General features: G+C 65.0%; 13 protein-coding genes and 1 tRNA gene. 3 read left to right on the forward strand and 11 right to left on the reverse strand.

The genetic code is table 11. The annotated features are described in order from the left end of the window. Positions 1–9: 9 nt before the first annotated feature. The 8 genes from KBY66_RS13205 to KBY66_RS13240 all read right to left on the reverse strand — a co-directional run bounded on the left by KBY66_RS13205 (position 10) and on the right by KBY66_RS13240 (position 5795). Positions 10–669 carry an NAD(P)H-dependent oxidoreductase gene (locus KBY66_RS13205; protein WP_255090079.1) on the reverse strand — a complete coding sequence of 220 codons (660 nt, stop codon included), beginning with the start codon at positions 667–669 and terminating at the stop codon, positions 10–12. A gap of 531 nt (positions 670–1200) precedes the next feature. After that, positions 1201–1274 (reverse strand) — tRNA-Met (locus tag KBY66_RS13210). Between the two features lie 38 nt (positions 1275–1312). After that, the gene (locus KBY66_RS13215; protein ID WP_255090080.1) at positions 1313–2365 is read right to left on the reverse strand and encodes a M23 family metallopeptidase; all 1053 of its coding nucleotides are present in this window, start codon (positions 2363–2365) and stop codon (positions 1313–1315) included. Positions 2366–2495: 130 nt separating this feature from the next. After that, positions 2496–2972 (reverse strand): tRNA (cytidine(34)-2'-O)-methyltransferase, encoded by a 477-nt coding sequence (locus KBY66_RS13220; protein ID WP_255090081.1) that lies wholly within the window; start codon positions 2970–2972, stop codon positions 2496–2498. A gap of 4 nt (positions 2973–2976) precedes the next feature. After that, positions 2977–3525, reverse strand: coding sequence for a bifunctional adenosylcobinamide kinase/adenosylcobinamide-phosphate guanylyltransferase (gene cobU, locus KBY66_RS13225; RefSeq protein ID WP_255090082.1), 549 nt, complete (start codon positions 3523–3525; stop codon positions 2977–2979). After that, positions 3518–4660 carry a proton extrusion protein PcxA gene (gene pxcA, locus KBY66_RS13230; RefSeq protein ID WP_255090083.1) on the reverse strand — a complete coding sequence of 381 codons (1143 nt, stop codon included), beginning with the start codon at positions 4658–4660 and terminating at the stop codon, positions 3518–3520. Before pxcA ends, cobU begins: the two co-directional genes overlap by 8 nt. Positions 4661–4666: 6 nt before the next feature. Next, positions 4667–5347, reverse strand: coding sequence for a photosystem II repair protein Psb32 (psb32, locus tag KBY66_RS13235; protein WP_255090084.1), 681 nt, complete (start codon positions 5345–5347; stop codon positions 4667–4669). Positions 5348–5387: 40 nt separating this feature from the next. Then, positions 5388–5795: a tellurite resistance TerB family protein gene (locus KBY66_RS13240; RefSeq protein WP_255090085.1), complete on the reverse strand. Its 408-nt coding sequence runs from the start codon at positions 5793–5795 to the stop codon at positions 5388–5390. A 104-nt stretch (positions 5796–5899) separates the two neighbouring features. Here KBY66_RS13240 and KBY66_RS13245 point away from each other — a divergent pair, with 104 nt between their 5' ends. Continuing rightward, entirely contained in the window at positions 5900–6607 is a 708-nt protein-coding gene (locus KBY66_RS13245; RefSeq protein ID WP_315855516.1) for a cofactor assembly of complex C subunit B, read from the forward strand. On the opposite strand, the gene lptC is transcribed toward KBY66_RS13245, so the two are convergent. Next, positions 6504–7637, reverse strand: coding sequence for an LPS export ABC transporter periplasmic protein LptC (lptC, locus tag KBY66_RS13250; protein ID WP_255090086.1), 1134 nt, complete (start codon positions 7635–7637; stop codon positions 6504–6506). The two genes, KBY66_RS13245 and lptC, sit on opposite strands and share 104 nt — an antisense overlap. Before the next feature lie 26 nt (positions 7638–7663). Beyond that, positions 7664–9238, reverse strand: coding sequence for a methionine--tRNA ligase (locus tag KBY66_RS13255; protein ID WP_255090087.1), 1575 nt, complete (start codon positions 9236–9238; stop codon positions 7664–7666). Between the two features lie 140 nt (positions 9239–9378). Here KBY66_RS13255 and KBY66_RS13260 point away from each other — a divergent pair, with 140 nt between their 5' ends. Next, on the forward strand, positions 9379–11145 hold the full coding sequence (locus KBY66_RS13260) for an FAD-dependent oxidoreductase (RefSeq protein WP_255090093.1): 1767 nt from the start codon (positions 9379–9381) through the stop codon (positions 11143–11145). 319 nt (positions 11146–11464) lie between these two features. Beyond that, positions 11465–12343, forward strand: coding sequence for a class I SAM-dependent methyltransferase (locus tag KBY66_RS13265; protein ID WP_255090088.1), 879 nt, complete (start codon positions 11465–11467; stop codon positions 12341–12343). A 136-nt stretch (positions 12344–12479) separates the two neighbouring features. Here KBY66_RS13265 and KBY66_RS13270 read toward each other — a convergent pair. After that, positions 12480–13260 (reverse strand): DUF1194 domain-containing protein (locus KBY66_RS13270; protein WP_255090089.1); only part of this gene is annotated, 781 nt, incomplete at its 5' end.

Consider the following 13260-nt stretch of genomic DNA (forward strand, 5'->3'; position numbering starts at 1 on the left):
GAGCTGTGTTCAGAGATGTTCGATCAACTCGGACGCCGGGAAGCGCACCTTGGCAAGGGAGGCGTGCTTGTCATCGGCGGCCCGGTAGCCAGCCGCGCACACCACGGCGCTTCGGTATGGCGACGCCTCCAGGCCCAACAGACGGTCGTAGTCGGGAGGGGAGAAGCCTTCGATCGGACAGGTGTCCACGTCCAACAGGGCGGCGGCGGTCATGAAGTTGCCCAGGGCGATGTACACCTGATTGGTCGACCATTGGTCAATGAAGGCGCTGCGGGGCCCATCCACCAGGTCTTTCTGGATGAGGTCGCGATAGAAGCCGAGCTGCTCGAGGGGCAGGCCCCGGGCTTCGCTGGTGGCCTGGATCAGCCGATCCAGATCCGAGTCGGTGATCGAGCGCCGGGCCAGAAAGACCACCAGGTGGGAGGCGTCGGTGATCTGGCTTTGGTTCCAGGAAAAGGGGCGTAACTCAGCCCGCAGGGCCGGATCGTCGATCACCAGAAACTTCCAGGGCTGCAGCCCGTAGGAGGAGGGGGTGAGCACCAGCGCGTCTTCAAGGGCACTCCAGGTGTCGGCGGCGATGGAGCGGCTGCTGTCGAACAGCTTGGTGGCATAACGCCAGTGCAGGGCCGCCAGAAGCGAGGCGGTGGCAGGCTGTGTGGCTGTGCTCATGGGGATCCGACATCCATAGTGTCGAAGAAGCTTCTGGGGCCTTCGACCAGTCGTTCATCCTTACAGCACTGTGCGGCATCGACGAACACCAGATCAGCCCCTGGCCGTGCAGGTCAAACGCTGATGCAGAAACGATGCATTGTGAAAGCAGCGGAATGGACATCCGCTCATTCATGGTCTCTGGTTGAAACCCATCTGCGTCCCATCGCCAGCGCCGCTCAGCCCCGACAGGACCGGCCCGAGCATGGACGAGCCCAATGTTAGCGAACATTACACGGCGGCAGATTTGGGTCCCAGCTGATCAACGGTTCGCAGTTACACGACAACCGCAGTGGAAGGGACACCGAGCGGCAACTTCGAAGGGATGCTTCCATCCCTGGGGCTGATTGCAACGATAGAATGTCAAAGAGAACGTGAACCCTTCACGACCGGACAGGCTGGAAGCCACCATTTGTAGCGGTGCTATTCATCCGTATCATCCGAATGATGGCCATTCCAGTTGGATGGAGAAGGGACGCGAACCTGAGCCGATGGCTCGGGGGAGACTTGAACTCCCGACCTTGGGGTTATGAATCCCACGCTCTAACCAGCTGAGCTACCGAGCCGCAATCAAAAAAACTTTAGACGATCGCGTGAAGGCATCTCAGGCCCGTCCCGGCAGGAAAAGGAGCGGGTTCATCGCACCACGGCCCGGAGGGTGGATCTCGAAATGGAGGTGGGGACCCGTGCTGCGACCCGTACTGCCCATCTCCGCGATCATGGTGCCCTGCCCCACCTGTTGGCCAACCTGCACCATCAGGCGGCTGTTGTGGCCATAGAGCGACTTGCTGCCGTCCTCATGCAGGATCTCGACCAGATAGCCGTATCCACCGTCATGCCAGCCGGCAAAGGTCACCTGGCCAGAACGGGCGGCCACGATCGGTGTACCGACGTTGCTGGCGATGTCAACACCTTTGTGCATCCGTCCCCAGCGCCAGCCGTAGCCGGAGCTGAACACCCCCTGGCTTGGCCAGATCCAGGTGCCGTCCGAACGGCTGGGCCCCACTTCGGGCTGACGCCCGAACCGGGGCAACTCCGGCCAGCTCAGCCCGCCACTGCCCACCGGGTTGAGACCCAGCACCAGGCGGTTGCGAACCGGCGCCGAATTCGCCACGCGGATCTGGGTGCCCGCCACGAGCCCAGCGGCCTGCAGACCAGGGTTCAGCTGCAACAAATCCTGAAGGCTCATGCCATAGCGCAGGGCAAGCTTGCGAAGATTGTCTCCGAGGCGGACAACGCCGGTGGATTCCAAAGGAGGAGGCGTGGTCAACGGGGCACTGCGGCGAAGCTCGGCCCCATCCAGGGAGGCGAGCTGGCGAACACGCTCCGCCTTTCCCGCTGGCAGGACCACCCAATCACCGCCCCTGAGGCGGTGGTCAGCCTCGACGGCGTTCAGTTCAGCCAAGGCCGCAGGCTGGATCTTTAGCTGGGACGCCAGCTCATCGATGCTGATGCCGAAACGCACCTTGGCCCAGAGTTTTGTTGTCTTGGCATCGGGCAGGGCTGCCAACTGGGGGGCCTCCACCGTGGTCAGATCTGCATAGGACTCCCAGCTGGACCCATTGGAATCGGCGATACCGGGAATGGCCCCCGCCGCCACCAGCGAAAGCACCGGTACGGCCCCCGCCAGGGGCCAGAGGAAGTGATAAGGCTTCATGTGTCTCCCCAGAGGAACAAAGCCCGGTGGAGAAGCCACCATCCCCAGGCCGCGCCGAGAGTAGCGGTAGGAACCACAGCGCACAAGCCTTTGCCGGTTGCAGGGGATGCGCTCAGCAGGGCCCCCAGGCTCAGAACCCAGTCTCCAACTGCCTGAGGGCTTCGAACAGAACGACAGCGGCAGCCACCGACAGGTTGAGGCTGCGGACCCCGCCACCGCTGCGCACCGAGCCCGCCATCGGGATGGTGAGCCGGGCATCGGCCAGATCCATCACCTCAGGGGGCAGGCCATCCGTTTCCCGGCCCAGCAGCAACCAGTCGTCGGCCGCAAAGCGAAAACCGGTGTAGGGGCGATCCCCATGGCTGGTGAGGGCCACCAGGCGGCCACCCCGGGCCCCTCGCTGCTGCTCGAAGCTGCCGATCGAAGCGTGGACCTGCAGCGCAACCCACGGCCAGTAGTCGAGGCCGGCCCGTTTGAGCTGGCGATCGTCGAGGCTGAAGCCCAGGGGACCGATCAGGTGCAGCTCGGTGGAAGTGGCGGCGCAGGTGCGGCCCACGTTGCCGGTGTTGGGTGGAATCTGGGGCTGGTAGAGCACAAGCTGCGGCATCGCCCTAAGGGCTGGGAACCGGCTGGCTGAGCGCCAGCAGATTCAGGGCCCGGCCGTGCAGAACCAGCCAGCTGGCCAGGCAACGCTGATGCAGCTGCTGCTGAAGGGAACCGAGCCGATCCCGGAACCGACCGCCGATCGCCGTGGCGGGTACGACCCCCCAACCCGTCTCCTCGCAGACGATCAGCTGGGCGGAGCGGCAACGGCCCAGCGCCTTGAGCAGCTCCGCCTGGCAGTGTGCCCACTCGCCGCTCTCCAGGGCAAGGTGATGGGCGAGCCAGGTGCCGAGCGAATCGATCAGCAGCAGCTGGCCGGGCTCCACCCGATCGAGGGCCTCACTGAGGCCGCCGGCCACCTCCCAGGTGGGCCAGCTGGCCGGTCGGCGCTGGCGATGCAGCTCCAGTCGCTGCCGCCAGGCGTCGTCTCCGTGCCGAAGCGGGCCGGTGGCGATATAGAGCACCGGAAGGCCGCTGTTGGCGGCGAGGTGTTCGGCCCAGCGGCTCTTGCCGCTGCGGCTTGGACCGCTCACCAGGGTGAGGGCGGGCTCAGCCACCGCCATTCATGTTGCGCAACGTCGCCACCGAGGAGGGCGAGACCCGGTTGAGATAACGGAAGATCCAATACTTGAAGATTGTGGCGAGGATCACCGGAAAGGTGGCGATGAACAGCAGCACGAAGTTCTCTCGCTGGGGAAGTCCTAGGTGGTTCGAGATGCCATCGAGCAGTACAGTCCAGCCTTCAGGGCTGTGAAAACCCACGAAGATGTCGGTGAAAAGAATGATCGCAAATGCCTTGGCGCTATCGCTGAGGCCATAGATCTGCTCATCGATGAAACCTCTCAACACCCGGATATCCTCCCGGCCCACCACGCAGACCAGCGCGAAAGACAGCAGAGCAAAGCCATCGGAGAGCACGTTCTTGATCGCCCGGGTGCTCTGGCCGTCTGCCTCCTCCTTCAGTTGCTCGGCCCGGGCGGCCAAGGCCTTGTGGAGTGCTTCCGGGCTGGGCAGCTCATCCCCCTTGAGCAGGGCGTCGAACTCGATCTCCGCCCTGTAGATCCGCAGCCGCTCCACCGCCTCCTCCTCCAGCTGGGGCTTGGTGTAACTGAGAAAGGGCACATCAGGAGCCAGCCGATTGACCAGGGGAGAAATCACAAAGGTGCGGCTGGCCTGCTGGACCAGCAGCGGCACGAGAATCAGCAGCAGCAGGATCCGCAACGACACCAGGGTGGTATCGCGGCGGCGGCGAAATCCCGCCACCACGGAGGCCTCGGCCTCGGGATCAAGCTGGCGGCGGACCCGCTCGACCACACCGATCAGGCTGCGGGGCAGCAATTCGGGGGAACGGCTGAGGGCCGGCAGGGGTGAGCGGTTGTTGTAGCGGGCCTCCACCGACTCGATCAGGTTCAGTTGACGCTGCTCCTGGCCATCGAGTTCATGGCGGCGACCCTCGAGGCTGTCGATGAACTGGCTGCAGATCTGCAGGGCGGTACGAAAACGCCGCAGCATCTGGGCCTGCACCGAGCGCGGCAGGCTGAGGTTCACCTCTGGGCGTACGGGGCGGTCGTTGTAATACTCCAGTTCCAGGCCCTGGATCAGCAGGGCCGCTTCGTAGGCGCGCTCGAGATCGTTGCTGAGATCGCTGGACCTCGCCTGGCCGAACGTTCCGATCCAATCGCGCAGGGTCATCGGAGGTCAGCGAGAAAACACCCACCAGGTGAGCATCGGCACAATCGTGCCCACCGCCAACAGAACCACCACCCAGGTGAAGCCACTTCCCGCAGCGGTTTCGGCCATGGTGGGAATGCTGCTGACCACCACTGGCTGCTCCAGTTCCTGGGGCGGACCTGGATCATCGGCGCCACCGAGAACCTGCTCGAGCCGGTTCAAGGCATCAATGGAAGCCTGGCGATAACGGGACCCCATCCTCAGGGGGATGTTCATCGTGGTGTCGGCAGTGCTGCGCAACAGGCTGGCGGGCAACTGCTCCAGCAGATCAGGCGAGGCCACCACGGCGGCGGTGTTGGTCTGGGCATCGATCAGCAGCAGCAGGGCGGTGTCGCCATTGGGTGTGGCGCTTCTCCAACGCTGGATCAGGTCGGCTCCGAGGGTGTCGAGTTCGAGGCCGTAGTCGAGCCGGTCCACCGTCACCAACCGGGCCTGGACGTGGCTGGCCTCGAAGGCCGAAAGCCGCCGCTCCAGCTCGGAATCGGTGGAGCGGCTGAACAATCGGGCCGAATCGGTGACGCGGCCCTGGGGCGCCAGGGCCGGATAGTCGCTGGCGGACGCCGCCCAGGCCGCCTGCAGGGGGATCCAGCCGACCACCAGGACGGCGAGGGCGGCCAGCAGACGGGAGAGGAGGGGCGACGGGCGCACGGATCGGTGGCGACGGGACAGGGATGGGATCAGTCTGCCCTCAGCCGGCCAGGCTGTCGCGGTGGAGGATCTCGATCACCTCAAGAATCTGGGCGGCCCGCCCCTCCGGCAGCTCCAACTGGCCGGAGAGGCGATCCAGAAACACCCGCTCGGATTGTTCCACCAGGCGGTCGCTGTGGACGAGATGGGCCGCCACCGCCAGGGCCGTTTCGCGCTGCTCGGCTGTCAGGGCGGGGATCGCGCCCGCCACCAGCGTCTCGAGCCCGTCGTCGCGAAGGATCTGCAGCAGATCGTCGAACATGGCCCCGATGGTCTGATCCGAGAGCTCGGCATAGGGCGTGCGGTGATCGAGCTCACCCCGCAGGGCCTTGGCTTCCTCGCGGCCCATCGCCCCGTCGCAAGCGACCGCGGCCAGGGCAATGGCGGCAAAGGCCTTGCTGGCATTCATCTCAGGGAGTCCGGCATCGGTGGGATGGGAGCAAAGCTGTCACGGATCGGCGCCGGGGCGGGGGGGATTGTGTCAGCGTTTGCACGAACCCCCTCGGGACCACCGTGACCGGCCTGCCCGCTGCGGCCCGCCTCTGCCTGGCCGCCGGCCTGCTCGGCCTGGTGCTGTGCATGATCAATCAATTCAGCGCACCGGAGCTCAGCCCAGCCCTGGAGCGCGCCGCCGTGCTGGCCAGCCTGATGGCGGTGGGGCTGATGCTGGTGGCCCTGCTCTGGTCCCGTGCCAACCCGCTCGCCCCCGAGCTGGTGGAGCTGGAGGGGCCGCGGGGGCTGGAGCTGATCGCCGGATTGCCTGGGGATCTGGCCGTCGAACTGGGCTGGGGCAGCCGCATGCTGCTCACCGCCACCCCGGCCGCCAGCCTGGTGGTGCTCTGGCAGGGGCAGGTGATCCTGCGACGGGGGGTGCTGGCGCCACGGCCCTTTGCCCCTGGGGCGATCTGCCAGCGGGCACGGCAGACCGGCAAGGCCGTTTCTCTGGTGACCCTGAAGCTCTATCCCGGCGCCGACGAGTTCGGCGGCCTGCCGGCAGGAACTCCCGCCGTGCTGGTCCAACCGATCGGGGAAGGCGGCTGGCTGGTGCTGGGGGGATGGTCGCCGCGCTGCTTCAGCCGCTCCGATGAAGCGTGGATCGAGGGCTGGGCCGAAAAGCTCAGAACGTCACTGCAGGGGTGGTGCGGCCCGGGCGGGAGCCAGGGCCCGGGGAGGACGGAGCAATCCGCAGCTGGGAGTTCACCCGACCACCCGGCGTCGTGAACTCGGCGAGGCCGCCCGTTCCCACCCTGCCGACCACCTGGTCGCTGCGGGTGACCTGCTGGTTCGCATCGCGATGCAGAACCACGCCGCCGCGGGCCAGGACCGAACGGGTCTGCCAGTTGTAGAGGCAATCCCGCGCCAGGAGTTTCTCGCCCGGCTGGCGCAGGTCGCAGCCACTGGGGATCAGGGCCCAGTGCTGATCCAGCTGAACCTCGAGGGAGTTGCCGCGCACCTGGAGCTTGCCACTGCGGCCCACGAAGGGCAGCAGAGTGCTGATGCGCTCGGTGGTGCTCGTCCAGCGGACGCGCTGGGCGTCGATGACGGTGTTCTGGGCCGGATCGGTGAAGCGCACCGGCGCCAGGGCATCGAGCACCTCGTCGCGGGTGTTGCCTTCAAGGGCGGAGGCGGTGAGGGTCTGAACGGGGCCCTTGCCCACGCGCCGCTCTCCCAGAACGGGGCCGGCGGCCAGCAGGGCACCGGTGCTGGCGAACCAGTCGGCCCGGGCGACCCGCAGGTCGAGTTGCTTGTTCAGCAGGCGGGTGGGGCCGCGCAGCTCCAGCTTGCTCTGGTCGATCAGGAACAGGGCCGTCGTGGCGGTGAGGCGCGACGCTTGGTCGACCAGCATCGGCCGTCGGTCGATGGCGATGCGCTCCCGCTTCGGAATCCAGCGCACCCGATCCCCGGAGATCACCGACGGCTTGGGACCCAGCACCTGGATCCGCACGCCACCCTCAAGTTCGATCATCTCGCCGTCATTGAGAACAGTGCCACTGGCGGCCTCGATCCTGTAGCGGGGCTTGCCAGCGGCGTAGATCACCCCCCGCGGCCGTTTCACCCTGGCCTGCCGCCCCTGCAGGTCGTAGCGGGCCTCCGGGCTGATCAGTTCCCAGGTTGGCCGGCCCTTGGCATCCTGCTGACGCAGGTCGAGGGCGCGGAACACAAACGGCTGGGGTTTGGGCTGCTGCACGGCCGCCCGGCTGCAGCCCAGCAGGGGCAAGCCGCCCAGCAGGGCCGTGAGCAGGATTGGCACCAGACCCTTCACAGCCCATCCATTGGCTACAGCCACTCGATCGGCTCCAGCCGCGCCATCACCGGCGCCGGTTCCGGCAACGGCAGGCCGCACACCAAGCCACCCCACTGGAGCTGGGCCAGCCAGGCCGAGGGCAAGGACTGGGCCGCGTCGGAACCGCTGGCAATGGGCCCCTGGGCGAGCTGGAGCAGCATCCGTCCGGAGAGCTCCGGCAGCAGCGGCGCCAGCAGCAGGGCCACGTGGCGGCTGGCCTCCAGCACGGCATAGAGGTCATCGGCCACCTGCTGCCGCTCTTCTTCTCGCTTGATGCGGCTCCAGGGGGTCTGGTCGTTGAGGAAGCCGTTGGCTGTGATCGCCAGCTGCAGGGCCGCTTCAGCCGCCTGGCGGAAATCCAGCCGCCCCATCCCCTCCAGCACCAGCTGCCGGGCCGTGGTCGCCGCCTGCGCCAGGGGGTGCTGGTCGGTCACGGCTGCGGACACGGCAGGAACGGCATCCGCGAACCAGCGGCGGGCCATCGAGGAGGTGCGGTTGAGCAGGTTGCCGATCGTGTTGGCCAGGTCGTTGTTGACCAGGTCGAGGAAGCGTTGCTGCTGGAAGTCGCCGTCCTCCCCGAAAGCGATGTCGCGCAGGAGATACCAGCGCACCGCATCGGTGCCGCAGTGTTCGAGCATGGCGGCCGGATCGAGCACGTTGCCCAACGACTTGCCCATCTTCTGCCCTTCGCGGGTGAGAAAACCATGGCCGAACACCTGGCGCGGCGGCTCCAGGCCAGCCGAGAGCAGCATCGCCGGCCAATACACGGCGTGGAACCGGAGGATGTCCTTGCCGATCACATGCAGCTGCGCCGGCCAGCCATAGCTGATGGCCAGTTCCAGGTCGGGCGGATCGCCCGGTTCGAGCAGGGCGGTGAGGTAGCCGAGCAGGGCGTCGAACCAGACGTAGAAGGTGTGGCCGGGGTGGCCGGGCACCGGGATACCCCAGGGAAGCTGGCGCCGGGAGATCGAGAAATCCCGCAGGCCCTGGGCCACGAAGTTCTCCACCTCACGGCGGCGGCTGGCCGGAGCGATGAAGCCCGGCTGGGTGATCAGGGCCTCGATCGGCTTCTGGTAGCGCGACAGCCGGAAGAACAGGTTGAGCTCATCGCGCCACTCCAGCGGGCGCCGGTGGATCGGGCATTCCGGATCTTCAGCTTCATGGGCGTCGTCCTTGAACTCCTCGCAGGCCACGCAGTACCAGCCCTGCTGGCGGCCCTCCACCACATCCCCGGCCGCCTCGACCCGCCGGTAGAACTGCTCGACGAGGCTCCGGTGGCGGGGGTCGCTGGTGCGGATGAAACGGTCGTTGCTGATCCCCCAGCGCCGCCACAGCTCCTGGTACTGGGCACTGACAAGGTCGCAGTGGGCCTGGGGGCTGAGGCCGGCGGCCTCGGCGGTGCGCTGGATCTTGAGGCCGTGCTCATCGCAGCCGGTGATCAGCAGCACTCGCTCCCCAATCAAGCGCTGGAAGCGGGCCAGGGCATCGCAGGCCAGGGTGGTGTAGGCGCTGCCGAGATGGGGCTTGTCGTTGACGTAATAGAGCGGTGTGGTGAGCGTGTAGGTCATCGGCGGTGGTGAAGGGCCCGCTGCGCCGCCAGAGCGGCCCTGCGCCGGGGCTGGATCTTACCCAGCGCCCCCGGACCTTCAGAATCGCCCCGATCGCGCCGGTGGTTGCCATCAACAGGATCAACGACGACGGAGCCGCCGTGGTGATCTGGGGCGGCGGCAGTGGCGGCCTGGCGGCGGCCCTGCAGGCGGCCCGCGGCGGCGCCGACACGGTGCTGCTCACCCCCGGCCCCTGGCTGGGGGGGATGGTGAGCGCCGCCGGGGTGTGCTGCCCCGACGGCAATGAACTGAGCCCGTGGCAGACGGGGATCTGGGGTGCCCTGCTGCGGGAACTGCAGCGCCAGGAGCCCGAAGGGCTGGATCAGAACTGGGTGAGCTGCTTCGGCTGGCGGCCCGCCACCGCCGAGGCGATCCTGCGCCGCTGGGTGGCGGCCGAGCCCCGGCTGCGCTGGTGGAACAACTGCCAGTTGAAGGCGGTGGAACGGCGCGGCACACGGCTGGAGGCCCTGGTGGTGGAGCGGGGCGGCCAGGCGATTCGGCTGACCCTTCAGGTGCTGGTCGATGGCAGCGACCGGGGCGACCTGTTTCCCCTGGCGTCGGTGCCTTTCCGGCTCGGCTGGGAAGCCCGTGACGAGTGGGGCGAGCCGAGCGCGCCGCCTCGGCAGCGGCTGGTGCAGGAGCCCTTCTTCCAGCGGCAACCGGTGCAGTCCCCCACCTGGGTGGCATTTGGCCAGCTGGGTGCTGGACCGTGCCCAGCCGGCTCGTTCCCCGCCGCACCCTTCGAGCGGGCCACCAAGCGCTTCGGCATGGAGCGCACCCTCACCTACGGGCGCCTTCCCGGCGGGCTGGTGATGCTGAACTGGCCCCTGCACGGCAACGACTGGCACGGCGAGCTGGGGCGGGCCTTCAGCGGCGATCCCTCAGCCGAGAGCAGTCTGTTCGAGCAGATGCAGGCCCACAGCCTCGCCTTCGCCGGCGCCCTGCGCGAAGCCTCAGCCGGCTGGTTGCAGCCTGTCGGTGTGTTTCCGGAGGCGGGCAGCGACAGCCTTCAGGGACCCTCGCCCCTTGCTCTGATGCCTTACTGGCGGGAAGGGCGGCGGCTGGTGGGGGTGAAGGTGGTGACTGAGCAGGATCTGCTGCCGGTGGGTGCCGGCGCCCGGATCGCGCCCTTGCCCGTGGGGATCGATGGGGCGGTGGATTCGATCGCGGTGGGCAACTACGCCAATGATCATCATTATCCCGGCGACGACTGGCCCCTTGCCCCGAAGAGCTGTCGCTGGGGTGGCCGCTGGAGCGGCACCCCGTTCTGCATCCCCTACAGCGCCCTGGTGAGTGTAGAAGTGGATAATCTGCTGGCGGCGGACAAGGGCTTCAGCAGCAGCCACATGGCCAACGGCGCCACCCGGTTGCAGCCGCTGATCCTCAACATCGGCCAGGCGGCCGGGGCGGCGGCGGCCCTGGCAGTGCAGACGGGAACAGCCTTGGCCGACTTGCCGGTGCGGCGGCTGCAGAAGGTGCTGATCGACGATCCCCAGGCCCCAGCCGGGCTACTGCCCCTCTGGGACACCCCCTGGCACCATCCCGAGTGGCGGCAACGCCAGTGGCAGGCCCTGGAGGATCCGGGCCTGCTTTCAGAAACTGGCTCGTTGGACGGGGGGCCCGTAGGCAATCCCACCCGGGCACCGGCTGAACCCCATGAGCAGCACTTCAGCGGCACCCTGCGCCCGGATGGATCAGGTGGGTATGTCTTGCAAACTGCGGAACAGGATTGGCCCCTGATCACCCTGGAACCGGCTCTGCACCAATGGCTGCTGTTGCACAATCGACTATCAAGCGTGGACCTGATCGCCACCGCCAATCCCTGGGGTCCCTGGTTGCGGGCCTCGCGGCTGGCGAACTCAACCTAGTCCGATCACTGGACAATAGAACGAATATTACCCTGAGGCTGCTCAAGCCATAACTTGACCACCCACTCTCTTAGGGTTCTGACCAAAAACGGGGGGCACGCCCTACAAAGAACAGCATAAACTCCTTTCCTCACCTCCAACGATTGCCCATGTCTGCGACGAAAACATGAACTTAACTCTTAGGGTTCTAATCGATTTCATTGCGCCTGAGACTCCACTCTATGGGCCCACTTGGGGCGTAACAAAGAATCTTATCCGCAGCCCAGTACCCCATGACCCCATGATGCTATGGAATGGCTTGCAGACAAAGTTACCACCAATGTTGGATTGGCTTCGAAATCACTATCCTCCTTATCCCGTACGCAAGTTTCTAATCGAGCAGAGTTTGCGTCGACCGCACAGCGAAGGAATCGCCCATCATTACGATGTCTCAAACGAGTTTTACCAACTCTTCTTGGACAAGAAGTTCATGTTCTACAGTTGCGCTGACTTCGACCATGAAGCCGATACGCTTGAACAAGCCCAAACAAACAAAGCCAACTTTCTCTTGGGTCTGATTGATCCCCAGCCTGGCGAACGAATTCTTGATCTCGGGTGCGGCTGGGGCGGAATGCTGCAACACATCTACGAATCAACCGGAGACAGTGACAACATACTTGGATACACATTATCCAACGATCAGTTTGAGTATGCAAACCAGCGACTTCCTTTTCGCGTTGAGCTTGAGAACTTCATCACTAAAGATTACGAGCCAGAATCGTTCGACAAAATCTATTCTATTGGCGCGTGGGAGCATGTCCGTCCCAAGGACGTACCCGACGTGCTCAGTAAGTTGTACACGGCACTAAGTCCAGGCGGTCGCTTGGTTCAGCATTTCTTTTGCTCGCTAGTGGATGGTTACCATACGTGGCAGCTGGCGGGCCAATTTTACTTTCCCGGCTCGCATCCTCCGGCATATCCATCACAAGTTCGTGCATTCGAAGCGGCTGGCTTTCGCATCTCTGCTCGTTCGATCCACGATTATCGCCCTACCTTGCGTGCGTGGTTTGACAACCTTTCAGCCAATCAAGACCGGGCCATCGAGTTGGTTGGTCTGAGAACCTATCATCGCTACTTGGTGTTCTTTGCATCTGCCTGGCGTCTTTTCGATGAATCGAAGGCGATGCTTGTCCGCTATCGGCTCGATAAGCCGGTCTAGCTTTTCTGGTCGTCAATCATACGTAGACCCATCCAGCAGCAAGTGATCAACAAGCTAGGAGCCACTCCCTTCGGCATCTGCCCTGGAGAACTTTCACGCAAACTAGGTTGCTGATGTCGTGAATCAATTCGATCGACTAGGCCACGAAGCGCTGCTGGCGACCATGGCCAGCGACGTCCAACTTGCTTACCGTGCATCCGCGCAAGGAGCTTCTTCCCCTCGCAGTTGGAGCCAAAGCGCAAAGTTGGCCGGGCCCTGTGGGCAGGGTGATGGAGGCACAGCCGTTGACCCTGATCCCCAAGGAGGAGGCGCGGTCGCCCTGGGCCTCAACTTGTTGAAGTTCCGAGCCAGGTCCAGTATCGAGATTCTGGATGCCATCCCCGGAAACATTGATGATCGGTCTGACGCAAGCAGTGGTGAAGAAGGAATTGGTGTTTAGGGCGTTGATGGCGAACGCCATTGCGCAGGAAATACAGCTTCTATCGCCTATCAAGCTCGAACTATGCCTGGCTATGGTGTTTACCAAATCGGCGAACGCGTTCACTTCCGCAGTGGTCTTCAACAAGGTCCAGCTGATCTCCTGGCTCGTATCAGTGGAAGCCCAGAAAGATCCACCCGCCACCCAGCCGTTAGCCGAAGTGGTGATGGCATTGATCGCCGAAGCCTGCCGGAAGGCATCGCGATAGCCATCCATCATGATGGTGAACTCCGATGTGTCGATGCTTCCGGAGGAATCGATCGAAAGGAACAGCTCCCCGCTTACCTGAGTGGCAGCTGTTGCGGCCTGGGGGCCCCCGGGTTCAGGAAAGATGTCACCCCTTTCATCCGTACACCCGGGGGCTTGAGGAGATGACCGATGCGTCGCTACAGCGAGGCCGTCAAGGCTGATGTGAGAAGGCGGATGAGCCCGCCGCACA

The sequence above is a fragment of the Synechococcus sp. Tobar12-5m-g genome, assembly GCF_024345415.1.
Lineage (GTDB): Bacteria > Cyanobacteriota > Cyanobacteriia > PCC-6307 > Cyanobiaceae > Regnicoccus.

Excerpts from the sequence above, each read along its gene's own strand:
- pxcA (WP_255090083.1), bottom strand. The coding sequence starts at position 4,660 with ATGACCCTGCGCGATTGGATCGGAACGTTCGGCCAGGCGAGGTCCAGC.
- KBY66_RS13215 (WP_255090080.1), bottom strand. The coding sequence starts at position 2,365 with ATGAAGCCTTATCACTTCCTCTGGCCCCTGGCGGGGGCCGTACCGGTG.
- KBY66_RS13240 (WP_255090085.1), bottom strand. The coding sequence starts at position 5,795 with ATGAATGCCAGCAAGGCCTTTGCCGCCATTGCCCTGGCCGCGGTCGCT.
- KBY66_RS13255 (WP_255090087.1), bottom strand. The coding sequence starts at position 9,238 with ATGACCTACACGCTCACCACACCGCTCTATTACGTCAACGACAAGCCC.
- KBY66_RS13205 (WP_255090079.1), bottom strand. The coding sequence starts at position 669 with ATGAGCACAGCCACACAGCCTGCCACCGCCTCGCTTCTGGCGGCCCTG.
- KBY66_RS13265 (WP_255090088.1), top strand. The coding sequence starts at position 11,465 with ATGTTGGATTGGCTTCGAAATCACTATCCTCCTTATCCCGTACGCAAG.
- KBY66_RS13220 (WP_255090081.1), bottom strand. The coding sequence starts at position 2,972 with ATGCCGCAGCTTGTGCTCTACCAGCCCCAGATTCCACCCAACACCGGC.